At 72.9% G+C, this 3,284-nt stretch carries 2 protein-coding genes; one reads left to right on the top strand and one right to left on the bottom strand.

The genetic code is table 11. From position 1 onward, the window contains the following. The coding region (locus tag GH736_RS19630; RefSeq protein ID WP_159606337.1) for a Na+/H+ antiporter subunit A at nucleotides 1–2,670 on the bottom strand (2,670 nt) is incomplete at its 3' end. 159 nt (nucleotides 2,671–2,829) lie between these two features. Here GH736_RS19630 and GH736_RS19625 point away from each other — a divergent pair. Beyond that, on the top strand, nucleotides 2,830–3,284 hold a 455-nt coding region (locus GH736_RS19625), incomplete at its 3' end, for a sulfurtransferase (protein WP_268891256.1).

Below are 3,284 nucleotides of genomic sequence, written 5' to 3'. Positions count from 1 at the left end.
CGCCTCACCGAGCTCGTACCGCCCGCCGGCGAGGTATCGGGCGACGAGCGCCAGGCCGGCCAGGAGGCCGCCCGCGAAGCCGCCGCCCGGTGCGTTGTGGCCGACGAAGAGGAGGTAGACCGACACGATGATCGCCGGGTGGAAGAGCAGGCGCACGAGCACCTCGATGAGGATCGAGCGGTTGCGCGGCGAGAGGGTGCGCCCGGCGAGGAGCCACGTCTGCCGGGTCGAGGCCGCGTCGGCTGCGGCATCCGTCTCGCCCTCGGTGTCGGCGAGGCTCGTGCGGGGAGCGCGGATGCTCGAAGCGGGCTCGGGCACGGGCTGCAGGCGCTCGCGGCGGTTCACGGGCGCGACGTCGTCGTCGAGGTCGTCGAGCCGCGGCGCCCCGCCCGTGCGGCCCGACACGAAGATGAGGCTCGCGACGCCGGTGGCCACCGCGACGAGCACCGAGATCTCGCCGAGCGTGTCCCAGGCGCGCAGGTCGACGAGCATGACGTTCACGATGTTCTTGCCGTGCGCCTCGAGGGCGAGGGCGGGCAGCCCGCCGGCGATCGTGGGCTGGATGCGCGCGCCGAGTGCGATGAGTCCGACGATGCCCATCACGATGCCGGCGAGCGCGCCGATGATGCCGCGCGCCAGCTTGTGCACCGGCGGGTTGCGCTGGGCGATCTGCTTCGGCAGCCGGCGCAGCACGAGCACGAAGACCACGACGACGATCGTCTCGACGAGCGCCTGCGTGAGTGCGAGGTCGGGGGCGCCGGCCATGCCGAACAGCAGGACGAGCCCGTAGCCGGTGACGCTCACGAGGAGCACCGCGGTCATGCGCTGGCGAACGGTGGCCGCGGCGACGGCCGCGATCGCCATGACCAGGGCGAGGAACGGCTGCGACGGGTAGTCCCAGGGCCGCAGCTCGTCGGGCCAGGTGGTGTTCATGATCGACGCGGCGCCGAGGCCGCCGATGAACACCGTGATGATGATCGCGAGGTAGCCGGGCAGCCCGCGGTGCTGGATGGCGGTCGTGACGGATGCCGCGACCCGGTCGACGACCGAGACGATGCCGAGGTAGCCGCGGGCCGAGTCGACCACGGGGGAGACCGCCGCCTGAAGACGCGCCACCCGCCGGCGCTCCCACACGAGCAGGCCGCCGAGTGCGAAGACCACCAACGAGACGTAGAGGGCCGGCTCGAGGCCGTGCCAGAGCGCGAGGTGGTACGCCTCGGAGCCGGGGAGCTCGTCGGCGTAGGCCGTGAGGAGCGGCTCGATGAAGCCGATCGCGAAGGCGAAGACGACGCTCGCGGCCGAGAGGATTCCGGGAGCGATGCCGATGGCCCGGCTCGGCGCGTGCAGGGGGGTGGGCTCCTGGCCCTCGCGGGTGAAGAACCCGCCCCACACGAAGCGCACGGAGTAGGCGACGGTGAGCACCGAGCCGAGGAACGCGCCCAGGAGGGCGATCCACGCCCATGGCTCCGAGGCGGCGACGGCGTCGAGGAAGGCCGTGAACACGGCCTCCTTCGCCACGAAGCCGAGCAGCGGCGGGATCCCGGCCATCGACGCGGCGGCGACGAACGCGATCGTCGCGATCACCGGCATCCGCCGCCCCAGACCCGAGAGCTTGCGCCAGTCGCGGGTGCCGGCCGAGTGGTCGACGATGCCGACCACGAGGAACAGCGCCGCCTTGAACAGGGCGTGCGCGAGCAGCAGTGTGACGCCCGCGAGCGCGGCGTCGCGCGTGCCGAACCCGGTCACGAGCACGAGGAAGCCGAGCTGGCTGACGGTGCCGTAGGCGAGCAGCAGCTTCAGGTCGTACTGGCGAAGGGCGCGCCATCCGCCCACCAGCATCGTGAGCACGCCGAGCACGACCACGATCGGATGCCACACCTCGAGGTCGGCGTAGCCGGGGGCCAGCCGCGCGACGAGGTAGACACCCGCCTTCACCATGGCGGCCGCGTGCAGGTACGCGGACACGGGCGTGGGCGCGGCCATCGCGGCGGGGAGCCAGAAGTGGAAGGGCACGAGCGCGCTTTTCGAGATCGCCCCGACGAGCACGAGCGCGATGGCCCATTCGCCGGCGGCGCCGGTCACCGGGTGTGCGACGAGCTCCGACAGCGAGCTCGTGCCGGCGTCGGCCACGAGCACGACGAGCCCGACCAGCATGGCGAGGCCGCCGAACGTGGTGACGGTGAGCGCCTGCAGCGCCGCACCGCGGCTCTCCTTGCGTCCGGTGTAGTGGCCGATCAGGAGGTACGAGAGCACACTCGTCGCCTCCCAGAAGATGAAGAGGAGGAACACGTCGTCGGCGGTGACGAGGCCGAGCATCACGCCCGCGAAGGCGAGCAGCAGCCCGGCGAACCGCCCGAGGGCCGGCTCGTCGTCGGCGAAGTAGTGCGTGCAGTAGAGCAGCACGAGGGCGCCGACGCCGGTGACGATGAGGGCCAGCAGCAGCGCGAGCGCGTCGAGGCGGAACGACAGGGCGAGGTCCAGCTGCGGCACCCAGGGCACGAACTCGACCACCGGGTCGCCCGCGAGCACGCCCGGGAGCCACGTGAGCAGCAGCACGAAGACGGCGGCGGGCACGAGCGCGATGACCGCGAAGACCCGGCGTCCGAGCAGCCTCGCGGCGAGCGGCGTCAGCAGCGCGACGGCCGCGAACGCAGCGAGGCAGGCGATCATCCACTCTCCTCGCGCTCGCACCGTTCCGTCCTGCCATTCTACCGAGCGGCTCCCGTGCCGCCCGGGCGAGTCGTATGCCGAGAGCGGAATCGAGCGGGTTGACGGATGCCCCGAGCGGGACATGGCGGGCCGTGGTCACGATCCGGGCAGGATGGAGGCATGCCGATCCTCATCTCCGCCGACGAGCTCGCCCATCGACTGGACGAGGAGCGCGCCGGCCGGCCGGCCTCGCACACGGTGGTGCTCGACGTGCGGTGGAGCCTCGCGGTGCCCGACGGCCGCCCCGCGTTCGGCGCCGGGCACGTACCGGGAGCCGTCTACGTCGACCTCGACCACGAGCTCGCCGACCACGACGCGATCGGCGAGGGGCGGCATCCGCTGCCCTCGGAGACGGCGTTCACCGCGGCGATGCGGCGCTGGGGCCTCCACGACGGCGACACCGCCGTGGTCATGGACGACCTCGGCAACCAGTCGGCCGCCCGCGCCTGGTGGCTGCTGCGGCACGCGGGCTTCGCCGACGTGCGGATGCTCGACGGCGGCCTCGGCGCGTGGGTTGCTGCGGGGCATCCGCTCGCCACGGGCGACGCCGTGCCGGAACCCGGTGACGCGACCGC

Source organism: Agromyces humi (genome assembly GCF_009720255.1).
Lineage (GTDB): Bacteria > Actinomycetota > Actinomycetes > Actinomycetales > Microbacteriaceae > Agromyces > Agromyces humi.
The sequence above is the reverse complement of the archived record's forward strand: the minus strand, read 5'-3'. Positions and strand labels throughout refer to the sequence as shown.